Source organism: Vreelandella sp. EE27 (genome assembly GCF_968206495.1).
Genome location: NZ_OZ309109.1, coordinates 140,216 through 156,873 on the forward strand (window position 1 = coordinate 140,216; position 16,658 = coordinate 156,873).

The following is a 16,658-nucleotide window of genomic DNA, read 5'->3' on the forward strand; positions in this document are numbered from 1 at the left end:
TTAACGCCGGCCTTTGACGTGCGAGTAGTACTCTGACTATTTCTTTTTTAAAAGCGGTCCCAAAAACTCGCCGGTATGGGAGCCTTTTTTCTTCACAAGCTGTTCCGGCGTGCCTTCGCCAATGATGCGCCCGCCGCCGGAGCCGCCTTCCGGGCCGAGATCGACGACCCAGTCCGCGGTTTTGATCACATCCAGGTTGTGCTCGATGACCACGATGGTATTGCCGTGGTCGCGCAGGCGATGAAGCACCGTCAGAAGCTGGCGAATATCCTCGAAGTGTAGCCCGGTGGTGGGCTCATCGAGAATATAGAGCGTCTGGCCGGTGTCGCGCTTGGCAAGCTCGCGGGCGAGCTTGACCCGCTGGGCCTCGCCGCCGGAGAGCGTGGTCGCGCTTTGCCCCAGGCGAATATAGGAGAGGCCGACGTCCAAAAGCGTCTGCAGGCGCCGCGCAATGGCCGGTACGGGGCTGAAAAACTCGAGCCCTTCTTCGACGGTCATCTCCAGCACGTCGTGAATGTTCTTGCCCTTGTAGTGAATATCCAGGGTTTCGCGATTGTAGCGCTTCCCCTTGCACACGTCGCAGGGTACGTAGATATCCGGCAGAAAGTGCATTTCTACCTTGATCATGCCCTCGCCCTGGCACGCCTCGCAGCGCCCGCCCTTGACGTTGAAGCTGAATCGGCCGGGCTTGTAGCCCCGCGAGCGCGCCTCCTGGGTGCCGGCGAACAATTCGCGAATCGGCGTAAAGATCCCGGTGTAGGTAGCCGGGTTGGAGCGCGGCGTGCGCCCGATCGGGCTCTGGTCGATATCGATGACCTTGTCGAGCTGATCGAGCCCTTCGATGGCTGCATAGGGCGCTGGGGTCAGCGTCGAGGCGCGGTTCAAATCCCGGGCGGCGATCGGCATCAGCGTGCCGTTGATCAACGTCGACTTGCCCGATCCGGACACCCCGGTAATGGCGATGAAAAGCCCCAGCGGCAGTGTCAGCGTCACGTTTTGCAGGTTGTTGCCGGTTGCCCCGCGTAGCACCAGCTGCTTTTCCGGGTTGCCGGGAATGCGGTAGGGCGGTATCGCGATTTCGCGGGTGCCGCACAGGTACTGGCCGGTCAGCGAGTCCTTGTTGTCCATGACGTCTTGCGGCGTGCCCTGGGCGACGATTTCGCCGCCGTGGACCCCGGCGCCGGGGCCGATGTCCAGCACGTGATCGGCGGCGCGAATGGCATCCTCGTCGTGCTCGACCACGATCACCGTGTTGCCTAAATCGCGCAGCCGCTCGAGGGTTTTCAGCAGCCGGTCGTTGTCGCGCTGATGAAGGCCGATGGAGGGTTCATCGAGAATGTACATCACGCCGACAAGCCCCGCGCCGATTTGGCTCGCCAGGCGAATCCGCTGGGCTTCACCGCCGGAAAGCGTGTCGGCGCTGCGCTCGAGATTCAGGTAATCGAGGCCGACGTTGACCAAAAACTCGAGCCGCGAGTGGATCTCGTTGACGATCTTCTCGGCGATTTCGCCCTTGCGCCCGGGCAGCGCCAGGTTGGCAAAATAATCCCAGGCCTCGCCGATCGGCGTGCGCACGATGTCGGCGATATTGTGATCATCGACGAAGACGTGGCGTGACTCGCGGCGCAGGCGCGTACCGTTGCACGAGGTACAGGGCTTCATGGCGATGTACTTGGCCAGGTCGTCGCGCACCATGTTGGACTCGGTTTCGCGGTAGCGGCGCTGCATGTTGGGCAGCACGCCCTCGAAGGCGTGTTCGCGAGTCACCTTGCGGCCGCGGTCGCTGACGTAGCTAAACGGCACGGACTCGTTGCCGCTACCGTTTAAAATCACGTCGCGCTGGCGCTTCGAGAGCGCGTTCCAAGGCGTTTCGAGCTCGAAATCATAGTGCTTGGCCAGCGCCTGGAGCTGGGTGAAGTAGTAGATGTTGCGACGGTCCCAGCCCTTGATCACCCCTTCGGCCAGGGACAGCTCGTCGTGGCTGATCAGTTTTTCCGGGTCGAAGTACTGCTGGATCCCCAGGCCGTCGCAGGTGGGGCAGGCGCCGGCGGGGTTGTTGAACGAGAACATCCGCGGCTCGAGCTCGGCGAGCGAGTAGCCGCACACCGGGCACGCAAAGCGCGAGGAGAACGCCATGTCCTCACGCTCGCTATCCATGAAATGGATCATTGCCGTGCCGTCGGCCAAATTCAGCGCCGTCTCAAAGGACTCCGCCAGCCGCTGGGCGATATCGTCGCGCACCTTGAAGCGGTCCACCACGACGCTGATGTCGTGCTTCTTGCGTTTGTCGAGTGGCGCTATGTCGTCAAGCTCCAGCACCTGGCCGTCGATCAACACGCGCACGAAGCCCTGGGCGCGAAGCTCGGCCAGAAGCTGCAGGTGCTCGCCCTTGCGGCCCTTGACCACCGGGGCGAGCAGCATCAGCCGGGTGCCTTCCTCCAGATTCATGGCCTGGTCGACCATCTGCGAGATGGTCTGGGCTTCCAAGTCTTCGCCGTGTTCCGGGCAGCGCGGCGTACCGGCGCGGGCGAACAGCAGGCGCAGGTAATCGTAGATCTCGGTAATCGTGCCGACCGTCGAGCGAGGGTTGTGGGAGGTCGATTTCTGCTCGATGGAGATCGCCGGCGAAAGCCCTTCGATATGATCCACATCGGGCTTTTCCATCATGGAAAGAAACTGACGCGCGTAGGTAGAGAGCGACTCCACGTAGCGACGCTGGCCTTCGGCGTACAGCGTGTCGAACGCCAGCGACGATTTGCCCGACCCCGAAAGGCCTGTAATCACAATCAGCTTATTGCGCGGCAGCTCCACATCGATCTGCTTGAGGTTGTGAGTGCGTGCACCTCTGACCAGAATGCTGTCCATCAACACCTCGAATCGCGTGGCAAAAGCGTGATTATACGTTTGCCGGTCCCATTACGGCAAAGCGGCAGAGACGCTTTGTCGCAAGGCGAGCGTTTCCAGCGCCTGGACAAAGCGCTAGAATGGACGGCTTTTCTGGGCTTTCACCCGCCTCCGACCGTTTAAAAGGGCACTATGCGCAACCTTTCCACACTGCTGCTGGCCTCTGAGCGCCGCGCAATCAGTGGGCTGGCGGGGCTTTATGCGTCCCGTATGCTGGGACTTTTCATGGTGCTGCCCGTGCTTGCGCTCTACGCCGACACGCTAAGCGGCGCCACGCCGCTATTGATCGGTGTCGCGCTGGGCGTTTACGGGCTGACCCAGGCCACGCTGCAGATTCCTTTCGGTTTGCTCTCGGACCGCTTCGGGCGCAAGCGTATCATCGCCCTGGGGCTTTTGATATTTGCCCTGGGCAGCGTCGTGGCGGCCATGGCCGACTCCATCGGTGGGATCATTGCCGGTCGCGCGCTGCAGGGCGCCGGCGCGGTGGCCGCCGCGATCATGGCGCTGCTGGCCGATCAAACCCGCGAGCAGGTACGTACCGCCGCCATGGCCACCATCGGGCTTTCCATTGGCGTCTCTTTCGCCGTCGCCATGGTGCTCGGCCCCTGGCTTGCCGGCTGGGCGGGGCTTTCGGGCATTTTCTGGGTCACTGCGCTGCTCACTTTCGTCGGGCTATTCGTTTTGTGGCGCTGGGTGCCGCCGGCCCCGCGCCGGGTGCGCCACAAGGATGTGGGCATGGACCGGGCGCAGTTCAAAAGCGTGGCGGCGCGGGCGGACCTGTGGCGTTTGAACGCCTCGATCTTCTCGCTGCACCTGATTTTGATGGCGATTTTCGTGGCGGTACCCTTTCGGCTGATCGGTGCCGGGGTGGCCATGGAGTACCACGGGGTGGTGTATCTTTCGATCATGGCGCTGTCTTTCGTGGCCATGGTGCCGCTGATGATCCTGGCGGAGAAGCGCCAGCGCATCAAAACGGTGTGTCTGCTTGCGATCACGGCCATCGCGCTGAGCCTGGCTGCGCTTGCCTTGCCGGCGTCTCACGGCAAGGGGCTTTTCGTCGGGCTGTTCGTCTTCTTTACCGGCTTCAACCTGTTGGAGGCCACGCTGCCCTCGATGTTGAGCAAGCTGGCCCCGGCGGGTGCCAAGGGCACCGCCATGGGCGTGTACTCCACCAGCCAGTTTTTGGGCGCTTTTTTGGGCGGCACCCTGGGCGGGGTGTTGTCGAGCGCCTGGGGGCTGGACGCGGTGTTCGTTGGCTGTGCGCTGCTCGGCCTTGGCTGGTGGCTGGTCATGTGGGGGCTGCCGACACCGCCGCCGCTTTCGAGCGAAATCGTCGCCCTCGACGACACGCATCCGGACACGCTGGATCTTTTGATGCAGCGCCTGGCGGAAGTGGTCGGTGTGGAAGACGTGATGGTGGTGCCCGAAGAGCGTTTGTTGTATTTGAAAGTGAACCGCAATGCGCTCGACCGGAGCGCATTGGAGAAGCTGATTCCGCCGGACAACCCCTGATCCGGCTGCTACAAACAGTGAATTCGTGTCGGCGCAATCGGTGATACCCTAACCGCTGGCGGCGACACAACCCTGACCGATTCGACAGTACGATTGAGCGGCCCTTATTTGAGAACGGCCTCTATTTGAACGGATCTTATTTAAAAGGAGCGAGCTATGGCGCGCGGTATTAACAAAGTCATCCTGATCGGCAACCTGGGTCAGGACCCGGAAGTCCGTTTTACCCCTTCGGGTACGGCGGTGGCGAACCTGAACCTGGCCACCTCGGACACCTGGACCGACCGCCAGAGCGGCCAGCGCCAGGAGCGCACCGAGTGGCACCGTATCGTGCTGTTCAACAAGACCGCCGAGATCGCCCAGCAGTACCTGAAAAAGGGCTCCAAGGTGTACATCGAAGGCCGCCTGCAGACGCGTAAATGGCAGGACCAGAACGGCCAGGACCGCTTCAGCACCGAAGTGGTCGCCAACGACATGCAGATGCTGGATAGCCGTGGCGGCGACTTCCAGGGCGGTGGCGGCGCGCCGCAGAGTTATCAAAACAACGCCCCGCAAAACGGCGCTCCGCAAAATAACGCGCCCCAGAACGCCCCGGCGCAAAATGCCGGTTATCAAAACAACCCGCCGCCGCAGAACAACCAGGCCCCGGGCAACCAGTACGGTAATGGCCAGAACAACCCGCCCAACCAGGGTGGCCAGGGCGCGCCCAATAACGACCAAAACAGCCGTTACGGCGCCCCGGACCCGGGCGATTTCGACGATTTCGACGACGAAATTCCGTTTTAATCACGCTTTTCGCCGGGGGTGTGTGAACCGGCATCGCGAGACAGGAGGTCGTCGGCCTTGAAGCTTTTGATACTGGATGCCGGGCACTGTTTGAGCCTGGCGCTGGCCCGGGAGGCCAGCCGCCGTGCAGACACCGAGCTGGTCATCGAGCAGGAAATGCGCATCGACGCGGCCGAGCTCGAAGCCATTGCGCCGCACGCGGTGATCATTCCGCCCCTGGCGCACCCTCAGGTCATGCCCCCCGCGGATGTGAAGGCCCACGCCGATGCGGTCGAGGCCTGCATGGAGGCGTGCAAGGCCAACGATATCGCGCTCGTATGGTGCGTGTCGGACCAGCTCTACGAAGAAGGCTTCGAGATTCCCATCGACGAGCACGTGGTGCCCGCCCCGCGGGATGAGAGCCTGCGCCGGCTGGTGGCCACCGGGGATCGGATTCGCGGCGAGTATCATCGTCATTTGATCGTGCGTCTGGGGCCGCTGTTCGCGCTCGACGGGGGCGATGCCTGGCTGAGCGATATCATCGAGCGCCTGGTGGCGGGTCAGAGCGTGCGCGCCGCCGAGGATGTGATTTGCTGTCCGACCTCGGCGGATGCGGCCGCCATGGCGCTGATCGGCATGCTCGCCCAGCAGAAGTGCGGCGCCGATGCCTGGGGCGCCTATCACCTGGCGGGGATCGAGCCGGTCAGCACCTTTACGTTTATCTCCACGGTGCGCACGCAGTTGGCGACCCACCTGGAAGGGCGCGGCGAAACGGTTGCGCTGGGCGCGGTCGAGGCGCTGAACCATCACCACGATGCCAAGCTTCGACGGGTGCTCAACTGCCGCCGCGTGCTGGACGTGTTTGGCGTTCATCAAAAGCCCTGGCGTCTGGAAGTAGGGCGTATGCTGGACGCATGGTGTTTGACCCGCGACCAGAACCGCCCGGAACAAGGAGAGTCGGCTTGATCAATGCCCTGCGCAGCCTGGTGTTCTACCTGGGCTATTTTTCGGCCATGCTGCTGTGCGGCGTACTGTTTCTGCCGCTGGCGCCTTTTCTGCCGCTGGCCGGGCGCTACCGGTTGTTGAATCTGTATAACTACTTTTTGATTTTCTGGTTCCGGCTGGCCTGCAACGTGCGCTACGACATTCAAGGCCGCGAGCAAATCCCCGACGGGCCCTGCGTGATTCAGGCCAACCACCAGTGCGAGTGGGAGACGGTTTTTTTGCAGGTGATGAAGCCGCCGGTTTGCACCGTGCTCAAGCAGGAGCTTCTGCGCATTCCGATTTTTGGCTGGGGACTTCGCCTTCTGCGCCCGATCGGCCTCGATCGCTCCCGGCCCGCCCGGGCGATGAAGCAAGTGCTGACCCAGGGCGTGGCGCGGCTGCAAACCGGGCTTTCGGTGCTGATCTTTCCCGAAGGCACCCGGGTCGACCCGGGAAGCCGCAAGCGCTACAACAAAAGCGGTACGGTCATTGCGTGCCGCGCTGGCGTACCGGTGCTGCCGGTGGCGCACAACGCCGGCGAGCGTTGGCCCGGGCGCCATTGGGTCAAGCAGCCCGGCGTATTGCGGGTGCGCATCGGCGCGCCGATCCCGACCGAGGGGCGCACGCCGGATGAAGTACTGGCCGAGGTCGAGCGCTGGATCGAAGCCACGCTCGTCGAGATTTCCGACGTGCCCCGAGGGGACGAGCCGGTGGTCATGAGCTCCGCGCCCCCGGCCAGGTAAGTAACGCTGCTAGGTAAGTAACGCTTTATACAGACAAAAACGGCGCCCTTGGGCGCCGTTTTTGTGATTGCCTGTCGTAGCCTGTCTAGTCAGCGTAGCGCTGGAAGACCAGGCAGGCGTTGGTGCCGCCAAAGCCGAAGCTATTGGAGAGCGCCCGCTCTATGGCGACGTCGTCGCGGCGGCTCGTCACGATGTCGAAGCCGTCGGCCTGCTCGTCGAGCTGGCTGACGTTGGCCGAGGCGGCCACGAAGCCGTGCTGCATCATCAACAGCGAGTAGATCGCTTCCTGCACGCCGGTGGCGCCCAGGGAGTGCCCGGTCAGCGACTTGGTCGAGCTCATCGCCGGGGTGGTATCGCCGAACACTTCGCGGATCGCTTTCAGCTCCGCGACATCGCCCACCGGCGTCGAGGTGCCGTGGGTGTTGATGTAGTCGATATCGCCCTCCACGGTCGCCATGGCCTGACGCATGCAGCGCGTGGCACCCTCGCCGGAGGGGGCGACCATGTCGTGGCCATCGGAGGTCGCGCCGTAACCCACGACTTCGCCGTAGATTTTCGCGCCGCGGGCCTTGGCGTGCTCGAGCTCTTCGAGCACGACCATACCGCCGCCGCCGGCGATGACGAAGCCGTCGCGGGTCTGGTCATAAGGCCGCGAGGCGGTTTCCGGCGAATCGTTGTAGTGGGTCGAGAGCGCGCCCATCGCGTCGAACAGACACGAAAGCGTCCAGTGCTCCTCTTCACCGCCGCCGGCGAAGACCACGTCCTGCTTACCCAGCTGGATCTGCTCCATGGCGCTGCCGATGCAGTGTGCCGAGGTCGCACAGGCCGAGGAGATCGAGTAGTTCACGCCCTTGATTTGAAAGGGCGTCGCCAGGCAGGCCGAGACGGTGCTGCCCATGGTCCGGGTCACCCGGTAGGGGCCCACACGGCGCAGGCCTTTTTCGCGCAGGACATCGGCGGCTTCGACCTGGTTGGCGCTGGAGGCGCCGCCGGAGCCGGCGATCAGGCCGGTACGCTCGTTGGACACCTGCGCCGGGGTTAGCCCCGCATCCTCGATGGCCTGGGCCATAGAGACGTAGGCGTAGGCCGCCGCATCGCCCATGAAGCGCAGAAGCTTACGATCGACCAGTGCTTCGAGGTCGATATGGATACTGCCGGCCACGTGGCTTCTAAAACCGCGCTCGGCATACTCCTCTTTAAAGCGAATGCCGCTACGCCCGTTTTTCAGCGCGTCCAGGACCTGGTGCTGGTCATTGCCCAGGCAAGATACGATGCCAAGGCCGGTGACTACCACTCGTCGCATGGAAGCCTCCTGTTAAAAATTCGCAGTGGAGGTAAATAGGCCAACGCGTAAGTCATTAGCCTGATAGATGTCGCGTCCGTCGACGGCCACCGTGCCATCGGCAATGCCGAGAATCAGCCGGCGCGTGATGACCCGCTTGATATTGATGCGGTAGGTGACCGTTTTGGCATCGGGCAGGATTTGGCCGCTGAATTTCACTTCGCCGCAGCCCAAAGCGCGCCCGCGCCCGGGGTGGCCAAGCCAGCCCAGGTGAAAGCCCACCAACTGCCACATGGCGTCCAGCCCCAGACAGCCCGGCATCACCGGGTCGCCCGGGAAGTGGCAGTCGAAAAACCACAAATCCGGCGTGATATCGAGCTCGGCGATCAGTTCGCCCTTGCCATGCTCACCGCCTTCTTCGTGGATGTGCGTGATGCGGTCCAGCATCAGCATGTTGGGCGCCGGAAGCTGGGCGTTACCGGGGCCGAAAAGCTCGCCGCGGGAGCAGGCCAGCAGTTCTTCGCGATCAAAGGAGTGTTGCTTGGTCACTGAATCGTTCCGAATATCAAGGTGGACGTTGGCCGCCTGTGGCGTTCGACCCCCGGCTAACGCTTGGGTCAAGTACGACAAACGGCTGGCAAGGCCACGCCTAGTCTACTTCCGGAAACCGCTGAATGCACGCCATCGTCGATCTATCGTTGATTTGGCTCACCTCAAGCGGCGCTTTTTTAAGCGCTTTCAAAGCGCCTTGAATGCCTCGAGCGCTCGTTGACGGGCTGCCTTATGGTCGACGATGGGTTCGGGATAATCGAGTTTCGTCAGCATGTCGCGGGGCGGGGCATGGCGCGCCTTGGCGGGCAGTTCGGCAAGCGCTGGCAGCCAGTGGGCGATGAAGTCGCCCTCGGGGTCGAAGCGCTCCGACTGGGTGGTGGGGTTGAAGATACGAAAGTAGGGCGCGGCGTCGGTGCCGGTGGACGCCGCCCACTGCCAGCCGCCGTTGTTGGAGCAGAATTCGCCGTCGATCAGGTGGGTGAGGAAAAAGTCCTCACCGCAGCGCCAATCGATCAGCAGGTGCTTGCTCAAAAACATGGCGGTGACCATACGCAGCCGGTTGTGCATCCAGCCGGTCGTCACCAGTTGGCGCATGGCGGCGTCCACCAGCGGGTAGCCGGTGCGCCCTTCACACCACGCCTGGAAGCCGTCGTCGTCACTGCGCCACTCAAGCTTTTTGGTGTGCTGCTGGAACGGCTCACGGCGGGCAACGTAGGGAAAGCCCACCACCACGTGCTGATAAAACTCGCGCCACACCAGCTCGTTGACCCAGGTCGTCAGGCCCTTGTCGCCGTCGCTTAGGTGGCCGCCGTTGTGGCTCATCACCGCCTGCATACACTGGCGGTACGACAGCACGCCTAGCGCGAGATAAGGGGAAAGTTCGCTGGTGCCCGCTACGGCGGGGAAGTCGCGCTGGTCGTTGTAGCGTTTGGCGCGCTTTTGCAGAAAGTGGGCCAAACGGTCGCCGGCGGCGTCTTCCCCGGCGGGCCAGGCGTCTTGATTGACCGGCGCTTGGGCAAGTTCGGGCAGCGCCGGGATGGCGCTATTGCCGATAGAGAGCGCCTGCTGCTTGGGGGGCGCGTCGAGAACGTGAAGCTGCGAATCCTTGAGGTTCTTGTGCCAGGCCTTGGCGAAGGGCGTGAATACGCTGTAGTACTCGTGCTTGCCGGTCAAAAGCGTGCCCGGCGCGAAGGCCACGGCGTCGTGATAGCCGTGAGCGGCAATGCCTGCGTCCTTGAACGCTTGGAGCACGTTTTCGTCGCGCTGGTACTCGTTGACCGGGTATTGATAGTTGAAGTGCAGCTGCTTTATATCGTGCTCGCGGGCGATCTCCAAAAGCGTGTCGGCGGCGGCCCCATAATGGCCGATATCCCGGTGCAGAAGGGGGATGTTGAGCTCGTTGAGCGACGCCTTCAGCGCCCGAACCGTGCGGTGCCAGAAATCGATCTTGTTGGCGCCGTGGCCATGGGATTGCCACTGCTCGACGCTGCGTAGAAACACCGCGACCACGGGGCCTTTCTCGGCGGCGGCGGCCAAAGCGGCGTGATCGAAGGTGCGAAGGTCGGTACGAAACCAGACAAGCTGAAGCGCCATGACGCCCTCCCTGGCGTATCAAAAGCGCCAAGGTAGCAACCCCTCGACGCTATGGATGACGGTGTGAAACGTGAGCTGTTAGAGGATGCCGGATTCGCGCAGCAGCGGGCGCAGCCGGGCAATGGCCTGGGGTAGATCATCACCGAGTACGTGGACATCGCTGTCGCGCAGGTCGGCGTCGCGCTGGCGGGCGACCTCCCCGCAGACGCCCAGGGGCACATTGAGCGCGGTGGCGGCTTCGGGCAGCGCCCGGCGGATGAAGTCGTCGCTTTCGCGCTGGCCGCTGGTCAGCAGCACCATGGAGCAGTGCAGTCGCGACACCGCCTGGGGCAGGTCGGCCAGCGCCAGAGAATGGTCGAGCAGCTGTACGCGGTAGCCCTGCTCGCTTGCCATCAGCGCGGTCAACAGCACCCAGAGCGGGCCCGGATCGTCAGGCATGGCGTTGAGCAAAATCAGCGGGCCGCGGGTCGCCTGATTGGCGTAGTGCAGGCGAATACCCACCTGGCTTCTCAAGAAGGCTTCCAGCGAGCGGCGCACCAGGTCGTCGGGCTCGATCGCCCACTTGGCTTCGAGGGTGGAGATCGCCGGCTGCCACAGCTCGTTGACCGCCGTGCTCAAAGGGTAAAGCGCCAGGCTCTGCTGGTAGAGCGACTCGAGCTTGGGCAAGTCGATCGCTTCGATGGTCGCCAAAAGCTGCTGGCGCTGACTGGCCCAGTCGCCCGCGTCCGGAACCGGCGCTTCGACGGTTTCCGGCTGATCGAGCAGATCCGCCACCTGGCTGACCGGTACGCCGCGGTTGAGCCACTGCAAAATCCGCTCGATGCGGATGATGTCGTCCTGGGCATACAGGCGATGACCCTTGGGCGTGCGCTGAGGGCAGATAAGACCGTAACGACGCTCCCAGGCGCGCAGGGTGACCGAGTTGACACCCGTTAACCGGGAAACCTCCCGAATGGGGTAGAGCGGGGTATCGGGTGGATGGGTCGCCTTGGTGTTCATGGGCGCCTTGCCTCTTGGTTGCCTGCCGCGCTTGCCACAGGGATCTTTCGTAAATGGCGGCGGCGCACAGCGCAATAGCGTCTGTTGGCCGTCTGGTGAAACTCTAAAGCCTTTTTAGGTAGCTTAATTTGTACAACTTTTTGGCGCCGGGTACAACCTTGGCGATCTTTTTCTTACACAGTCGTTTGATTTGGGTAACTGTTTGGTAGCGCTAACAAAGCGTTTGCAAGCTCAAATCCGGACAGCCAGGCATCCTCGACGCGGCTGCCACGAAAGCTTTCGCCGCACAGGGCAAGACCCTGGCGGCTGTATAAGTATGAAACGTTCGAGGGCGCTGCTGCCTGAGCGTAGCGCCAGCGGTGCGCGCAAAGCTCCCGAATCGGCGGCAGCGTCATGTCCTGGGGCAGCAGCGAGCGAAACGCGGCGTATAGCGCGCAGGCGGCTTGCCTGGGTGAAAGCTCGAGGTTGTCATCGCTCCAGTCGAGCTGGGCGAGCAGGCTAAGGCTTTCGGGCTGGCTTTCTCGACCGGGCCTGGTGTGATGACGCGAGGCCAGGCGTAGCACCGGGTGGCGGGCGTGAAGGCTGTCCCAGTCATCGATGCCTTCCAGGGCGGGCAGCGTGGTTTCGAACACCACGTAACCCGCCCAGCAGCCGCGCTGGGGGCGCGCCTGGCAAGCGCTGGTAAGCGCTGCATCCCACTCGCCGAGCAGCGCCGCAGCCTGGGGAGGAGGGGCGGTGATGACCACCGTGTCGAAGGGACCCAACAGGTTGTCATCATGATCGCGTAGCTGCCAGCCAGCGGTGGCGCCCGGGCCCTTCTCCAGCGCGGTAATGCGCGTCTCGAAGTGGGTGTGAACGTGAGCGAACGCCGCCAGCCGGTGGTGAAGCTCGCGGGTCATCGCGCTCATGCGTGGCGCGCCGATATAACGCGGCTGATCATCGACGAGCGCCTGCCAGCCGCTTTCATCCACGCGGTAGTGGGCGGCCGGCCACGGGGCAACGGCGCCGTTTTCGACGAGGTTATTGATGAGCCGTGAAAAGCGCGGGTCGCGCACGGTGAAGCTTTGCGCGCCCAGGTCGAGGGTGGCGGTGGGGCGGCGTGTGCTGGCCATGCGCCCGCCGGGGCCGCGGGCCTTATCGAACAGGGTGGCGCCAATACCCTGCTCCGCCAGTGCCTGGGCACAGGCAAGTCCGGCGATACCGGCACCGATAACGGCGACACTCTCGGGGCGTGAGCCCGCAAGAGGGTTTTCAGGCATAAATCCTCGCGAGAATACGTTAAAGTTAATATACTTATCGTAGCACTATCGTATAGCATTTGTGTAATTATAGCGCGGTGCCACGCCACGTTTACAACGTAGAGGAGGTTCTCGATGCGGATTCTTGTTACCGGCGGTACCGGCTTTGTCGGCAAGCGGCTTTGTGAAAAGCTGATCGGCGGCGGTCATCAGGTCGATGTGGTATCGCGCTCACCCTCCAAGGCGGCTCGCGTACTGCCGCGGGAATGCACGACCGGCGAAAGCGCCATGGCGTTCATCGATACGCCGCCGGAAGCGATCGTGAACCTGGCCGGCGAATCCATTGCCGGTAAGCGCTGGAGCGATACCCAGAAAAAGCGCCTGATTAGCTCCCGGGTCGAGACCACCACGGCGCTGGTCGAGTTCTGCAAGGCACTGGAGAAGGCGGGTAAACCCCTGCCCGCGGTCATGGTCAGCGGCTCGGCCATGGGCTATTACGGCGACCAGGGCCAGAAGAAAGTGGATGAGCAAACCCCGCCCCACGAAGAGTTTGCCCACCGGCTTTGCGTGCAGTGGGAAGCCGCCGCCGAACCGGTCAAGGCGCTCGGCGTGCGTCTGGCCATCGTACGCATCGGGCTGGTGCTGGAAGCCGGCGGCGGTACCCTGGCCAAGATGCTTCCCCCCTTTAAAATGGGCCTGGGCGGGCGCTTTGGCGACGGCCAGCAGTTCATGCCCTGGGTGCACCGCGAGGATCTGGTCGAGGCGATCATCTACCTGATCAACAAGCCCGGCCTCGAAGGCCCGTTCAATGGTGGCGCGCCGCACCCGGTGACCAACGAAGCCTTTACCAAGACCCTGGCGCGCCACCTCCATCGTCCGGCGATGTTCCCGGTACCCGCTTTCGTCTTGAAAGCGGGGCTGGGGGAGATGTCGCGGCTACTGTTGACCGGCGCGGATATGCGCCCCGAGCGTCTGCACGAGGCCGGGTTCAATTTCGGCTACCCGACCCTCGATAAAGCCCTGGACGATATCCTGGCCAAAACGCGTTAGGCGTTAGGGTCGACGGTGATCACCACTCGCACGGCGTCCAGGCGCAGGCGGGTGGCGTCGATCGCCTCTTCCAGCGCCTGACGCTCAGCCTTGATAGCCTCGAGTTCCTCATCGCGCACCGCCGGATTATTGCTGGCCAGCGCGCTCAAGCGGTTCAGCTCGCCGTCGAGCTGTTCGCGCATGCGCTCCCGCGCCGTCTCCAAAAGCGCCGGCAGCGACTTCTCGGCTTCGCTTTCCCCTTGAGTGACCAGCGCGCGCAGTTCGTCGTGGCGGCTTTTGATCAAATCCCGCGCCATCGACTTGTTCACTTTCTGAACGTTTTTGGAAAGGCCGGTAAACGAGATGCTGGCAGTCAGGTTGGCGCCGGACTCGTCCATCAGCACGCGCACCGCCGTGGGGGGTAAAAAGCGGTTCAGGTGCAGCGACCTGGGCGCCGGGCAGTGGGTGCAGAACACCAGCTCCGCCATCAGCCGACCGCTGGGAATCGCCGGGTGGCGCAGAAGCGCCAGCGCCGTGTTGCCCATGGTGCCATCCAGCACCCGGCCCATCATCTCGCGCACCAACGGGTGCTCCCAGGAGAGGCGATGCACGTCGTCCCGGGCCAGCGCCAGGTCCCGCCGGTAGGTGGCCGAAAAGCCCTCTTCGCCCTTCACCAGCCCCGGCAGGCCGTCGATCATGTGCGAGCCGGGTTTCAAGTAGAGCAGGCCCTTGCCGATTTCCTGACTGTCGACGCCGAACACGTCCAGCGCCCGCTCGACGTAGCGGGGCAGGGCGGTGTCGTCATCCAGCTCGCGCACCGCTTCGATGACTTGCTCGGCCCGGGCGGGGCGGCAGGCGTTGAGCTCCAGCAGCCGGTTGCGCCCGGCTTCGCGCTCGGCCAGTTTCTCGTTAAACAGCGTGCGGGTCTCGCCGATGATCTCCGTCAGCGCCTCGTCGTCGAGTAGCGCATCCGCCAGGGCGTCGCCAAAGGCGTCGAAGAGCTCGCTGCCCACCCCGTGGGGCGCGCTAAAGGCGCTCATGCCCTCGTGGTACCAGCGTACCAGCCGCTCACCGGGCGAGGTGCTAAAGGTCGGCACGTGCAGCTCGATGGCGTGCTGCTGGCCGATCCGGTCGAGGCGGCCGATACGCTGCTCCAGCTGGTCCGGATGCTGGGGCATGTCGAACATGACGAGATGCCGGCAGAACTGGAAATTGCGCCCTTCCGAGCCGATCTCCGAACAGACCAGCACCTGGCAGCCTTCCTCTTCGTCGGCAAACGCCGCCGCGGCGCGGTCGCGCTCGATCAACGAAAGGTCTTCGTGGAACACCGGCGCCTGGTAGCCGCCCAGCACGCGCAGCGCCTCGGAAAGGCCTTCTGCGGTTTCCCGGTGGTGGGCGATCACCAGTACCTTGTCGCCGGCCAGGCCTTCTTCGTCGGTATCGGCGAGCTTTTCCAGCAGCCAGTTCACCCGCGGGTCGATCTGCCACCAGGGTTCGCTGTTCAGCGGGTCCTCGGAGAGCGCGCGGTACGTGGCGTCCGGGTAGATCACCACGTCCGGATGATCCATGCCGGTTTCGATCAGTAGCTCGTCGAAGTAGTCTTCGTCGCGCTCGATGCGGCGCAGCGTACGCCGATACGCCGAGGGCAGCTCCAGCGTGCTCTGGTGCAGGCGGCGCTCGGGGAAGCCCCCCACGTGGCGGCGGCTGTTGCGAAACATCACCCGGCCGGTGCCGTGGCGGTCGAGCAGGGCATTGGTCAACTGCGCTTTGGCGCTCGCCTTCGCTTCATCGCTTGCGCCCGCTTCACAAAGGGTTGCCAGCAGCGCCTGGCTGTCCGGGTCGCTTGCCACGCGGGCCACCTGTTCGCGGCTTTCGGGCAGGTTGTCGAGGGCTTCGATGGCGCCTGCCACCTCAGCGTAGTGGCCCTCTTCCTCCTTGAAGCGCTCGATCTCCTGGTAGCGCTCCGGGTCCAAAAGGCGCAGGCGGGCGAAGTGGCTTTCCAGCCCCATCTGCTCCGGCGTGGCGGTCAGCAGCAACAGTCCGGCGATTTGACCGGCGAGCTGCTCGACGCACTGGTAGCCCGGGCCGCTTTCACCGTCGGCGTGCCACTCCAGGTGGTGGGCCTCGTCGACGATGAGCAGGTCGAACTGGCTCGCCAATGCCTGGGTCTGGCGCTCGCGGTTGGCGAACAGCCACCCCTGGCTTGCCAGAATCAGCTGAGCGCTATCGAAGGGGTTTTCGTCGCCGTGGGCCAGGCTTTGGCCCTCGTCGAGCAGCGAAACGTTTAACGAGAAGCGGCGCAGCAGTTCGACCAGCCACTGGTGGGTGAGGCTGTCGGGCACCAGGATCAGCGCGCGCGCCACCCGGCCGTTCATCAACAGGCGGTGCAGAATCAGCCCGGCCTCGATGGTTTTCCCCAGGCCTACTTCGTCGGCGAGCATGACGCGCGGGGCGTGACGCCGCGCCACTTCATCGGCAATAAACAGCTGGTGAGGGATCAAGTCGATGCGCGGGCCGCTAAAGCCCAGGGCCTCGTGCTGCTCGATACGCTGGTAGTGGTGCAGCGTGCGAAAGCGCAGATCGAACCAGTCGTTGCGGTCCACCTGGCCGGTCAGCAGACGATCCCGGGCCTGGTTGAACTGCATGGTGTCGGCAAGCTTGGTCTCGGGAAGCGACTGGGGCGTACCGTCCTTGTCCAGGCCGTGGTAGGTGATCAGACCCTGGTGGAGGGTGCTTTCATCCACCGTGATCTGCCAGCCGTCGGCGGCGATCACGCTGTCGCCGCTGCCGAACACCACGCGGGTCAAGGGGGCCTGGCGGGTGTTGTAGGTGCGGGTTTCCTGACTGGCACTGAACAAAATGGTAACGCTGCGGGCGTCGCAGTTTAGTACGGTGCCTAGCCCAAGCTCGGCTTCTCCGTCGCTAATAAAGCGCTGGCCGGGTGTAAAATCGCTCATGGTGCCTCAAGAAGTTCATAAAACGGGGCGTGCCGCCTGGCGGGCAGGCGGCGACAGGGCGAGGGATTCTAACGCAAAGGCCGGGAAGGATTAAGCGGTGCGT

General features: G+C 63.6%; 12 protein-coding genes. 5 read left to right on the forward strand and 7 right to left on the reverse strand.

Annotated features, from left to right (window positions below):
* Window positions 1-36 precede the first annotated feature (36 nt).
* On the reverse strand, window positions 37-2,865 hold the full coding sequence (uvrA, locus tag ACWHVV_RS00660) for an excinuclease ABC subunit UvrA (RefSeq protein ID WP_447927640.1): 2,829 nt from the start codon (window positions 2,863-2,865) through the stop codon (window positions 37-39).
* Window positions 2,866-3,036: 171 nt separating this feature from the next.
* On the opposite strand from uvrA, the gene ACWHVV_RS00665 reads away from it, so the two are divergent.
* The 4 genes from ACWHVV_RS00665 (at window position 3,037) to ACWHVV_RS00680 (ending at window position 6,905) form a co-directional block, all read left to right on the forward strand.
* Window positions 3,037-4,416: an MFS transporter gene (locus ACWHVV_RS00665; protein ID WP_447927641.1), complete on the forward strand. Its 1,380-nt coding sequence runs from the start codon at window positions 3,037-3,039 to the stop codon at window positions 4,414-4,416.
* Between the two features lie 156 nt (window positions 4,417-4,572).
* Window positions 4,573-5,199 (forward strand): single-stranded DNA-binding protein, encoded by a 627-nt coding sequence (locus tag ACWHVV_RS00670; RefSeq protein ID WP_447927642.1) that lies wholly within the window; start codon window positions 4,573-4,575, stop codon window positions 5,197-5,199.
* Window positions 5,200-5,256: 57 nt separating this feature from the next.
* The gene (locus tag ACWHVV_RS00675) at window positions 5,257-6,144 is read left to right on the forward strand and encodes a sugar nucleotide-binding protein (protein ID WP_447927643.1); all 888 of its coding nucleotides are present in this window, start codon (window positions 5,257-5,259) and stop codon (window positions 6,142-6,144) included.
* Window positions 6,141-6,905, forward strand: coding sequence for a lysophospholipid acyltransferase family protein (locus ACWHVV_RS00680; RefSeq protein ID WP_447927644.1), 765 nt, complete (start codon window positions 6,141-6,143; stop codon window positions 6,903-6,905). Before ACWHVV_RS00675 ends, ACWHVV_RS00680 begins: the two co-directional genes overlap by 4 nt.
* Window positions 6,906-6,990: 85 nt before the next feature.
* Here ACWHVV_RS00680 and fabB read toward each other — a convergent pair whose 3' ends face one another.
* The 5 genes from fabB to ACWHVV_RS00705 form a co-directional block, all read right to left on the reverse strand.
* Window positions 6,991-8,208 carry a beta-ketoacyl-ACP synthase I gene (gene fabB, locus ACWHVV_RS00685; RefSeq protein ID WP_447927645.1) on the reverse strand — a complete coding sequence of 406 codons (1,218 nt, stop codon included), beginning with the start codon at window positions 8,206-8,208 and terminating at the stop codon, window positions 6,991-6,993.
* Window positions 8,209-8,220: 12 nt separating this feature from the next.
* Window positions 8,221-8,736, reverse strand: coding sequence for a 3-hydroxyacyl-[acyl-carrier-protein] dehydratase FabA (gene fabA, locus ACWHVV_RS00690; RefSeq protein WP_447527387.1), 516 nt, complete (start codon window positions 8,734-8,736; stop codon window positions 8,221-8,223).
* 189 nt (window positions 8,737-8,925) lie between these two features.
* Window positions 8,926-10,332: a deoxyribodipyrimidine photo-lyase gene (gene phrB, locus ACWHVV_RS00695; RefSeq protein WP_447927646.1), complete on the reverse strand. Its 1,407-nt coding sequence runs from the start codon at window positions 10,330-10,332 to the stop codon at window positions 8,926-8,928.
* Between the two features lie 78 nt (window positions 10,333-10,410).
* Window positions 10,411-11,331: a MerR family transcriptional regulator gene (locus tag ACWHVV_RS00700; protein WP_447927647.1), complete on the reverse strand. Its 921-nt coding sequence runs from the start codon at window positions 11,329-11,331 to the stop codon at window positions 10,411-10,413.
* Window positions 11,332-11,504: 173 nt separating this feature from the next.
* The gene (locus ACWHVV_RS00705; RefSeq protein WP_447927648.1) at window positions 11,505-12,590 is read right to left on the reverse strand and encodes an NAD(P)/FAD-dependent oxidoreductase; all 1,086 of its coding nucleotides are present in this window, start codon (window positions 12,588-12,590) and stop codon (window positions 11,505-11,507) included.
* 114 nt (window positions 12,591-12,704) lie between these two features.
* Here ACWHVV_RS00705 and ACWHVV_RS00710 point away from each other — a divergent pair, with 114 nt between their 5' ends.
* Complete coding sequence (locus ACWHVV_RS00710) at window positions 12,705-13,619, forward strand: TIGR01777 family oxidoreductase (protein WP_447927649.1); 915 nt, start codon at window positions 12,705-12,707, stop codon at window positions 13,617-13,619.
* On the opposite strand, the gene rapA is transcribed toward ACWHVV_RS00710, so the two are convergent.
* On the reverse strand, window positions 13,616-16,555 hold the full coding sequence (rapA, locus tag ACWHVV_RS00715; RefSeq protein WP_447927650.1) for an RNA polymerase-associated protein RapA: 2,940 nt from the start codon (window positions 16,553-16,555) through the stop codon (window positions 13,616-13,618). The genes ACWHVV_RS00710 and rapA overlap by 4 nt on opposite strands.
* Window positions 16,556-16,658 lie beyond the last annotated feature (103 nt).

Coding starts and splice junctions, on each gene's coding strand:
- fabB (WP_447927645.1), bottom strand. CDS start 8,208: ATGCGACGAGTGGTAGTCACCGGCCTTGGCATCGTATCTTGCCTGGGC.
- ACWHVV_RS00710 (WP_447927649.1), top strand. CDS start 12,705: ATGCGGATTCTTGTTACCGGCGGTACCGGCTTTGTCGGCAAGCGGCTT.
- ACWHVV_RS00665 (WP_447927641.1), top strand. CDS start 3,037: ATGCGCAACCTTTCCACACTGCTGCTGGCCTCTGAGCGCCGCGCAATC.
- ACWHVV_RS00670 (WP_447927642.1), top strand. CDS start 4,573: ATGGCGCGCGGTATTAACAAAGTCATCCTGATCGGCAACCTGGGTCAG.
- rapA (WP_447927650.1), bottom strand. CDS start 16,555: ATGAGCGATTTTACACCCGGCCAGCGCTTTATTAGCGACGGAGAAGCC.
- phrB (WP_447927646.1), bottom strand. CDS start 10,332: ATGGCGCTTCAGCTTGTCTGGTTTCGTACCGACCTTCGCACCTTCGAT.
- uvrA (WP_447927640.1), bottom strand. CDS start 2,865: ATGGACAGCATTCTGGTCAGAGGTGCACGCACTCACAACCTCAAGCAG.
- ACWHVV_RS00700 (WP_447927647.1), bottom strand. CDS start 11,331: ATGAACACCAAGGCGACCCATCCACCCGATACCCCGCTCTACCCCATT.
- ACWHVV_RS00705 (WP_447927648.1), bottom strand. CDS start 12,590: ATGCCTGAAAACCCTCTTGCGGGCTCACGCCCCGAGAGTGTCGCCGTT.